The 779-nt window shown below is 64.4% G+C and carries 1 protein-coding gene; it reads right to left on the bottom strand.

Translation table 11 applies throughout. From position 1 onward, the window contains the following. Positions 1–156 precede the first annotated feature (156 nt). Positions 157–779 (bottom strand): SDR family oxidoreductase (locus EOA28_RS37435; protein ID WP_128315923.1); only part of this gene is annotated, 623 nt, incomplete at its 5' end.

Genomic DNA, 779 nt, shown 5'->3' with positions numbered 1-779 from the left:
GTCCATTGCGGCCCCTCCCTGCTATACTGGTTTGGAGCCTTTTAGCACGCGCCCGCGATTTTTCGCGACCGCAAATCGCGGGCTCCGGCTTCACAATGCCGGAGCGGAAATAATCTACCGATTCCAGCTGGTTGGCGGGAGAGCTTCAGGCGATGCTCAGAAGGCGCTTACGTAGAGGCCGCCGTCGACCGGGATGTTCTGGCCGGTTAGGTAGCCGGCATGGACCGAACAGAGGAAGGCGCAGATCTGCCCGAATTCCTCAGGCGTGCCGAGACGTTTCGCCGGCACGTCGGCGCTGATGCGGGCCTTGCGCGCGGCTGCCGCGGCCGGGTCTTCCTGAGTGCCTGCTTCATGTGGGCCGCGCAACCGGTCGGTGTCTAGTTTCCCGGGCAGCAGGCTGTTGATGGTGACGTTGCGATCGATCACTGTGCGCGCCACGCCGGCCAGGAACGAGGTCAGGCCGGCGCGGGCGCCGGAAGACAGGTCGAGGCCGGGGATCGGCACATAGACCGACAGCGAGGTGATGTTGACGATGCGGCCGAAGCCGCGCTTGGCCATGCCGTCGATCACCGCCTGGATGAGCTCGATGGGCGTCACCATGTTCTGCGTAACGCCCTCGAGGATCTTGGCGCGGTCGAGCTCGCGGAAATCGCGGAGCGGCGGGCCGCCATTGTCGTTGACCAGGATGTCCGGATCGGGGCAGGCGGCAAGAATCGCCTTCTGGACCTCGGGTTTCGACACGTCGCCGGCCACTTCGATTACCTTGACGCCGAATTTTT

It is taken from the genome of Mesorhizobium sp. M2A.F.Ca.ET.067.02.1.1 (assembly GCF_004023285.1).
GTDB lineage: Bacteria > Pseudomonadota > Alphaproteobacteria > Rhizobiales > Rhizobiaceae > Mesorhizobium.
The sequence above is the reverse complement of the archived record's forward strand: the minus strand, read 5'-3'. Positions and strand labels throughout refer to the sequence as shown.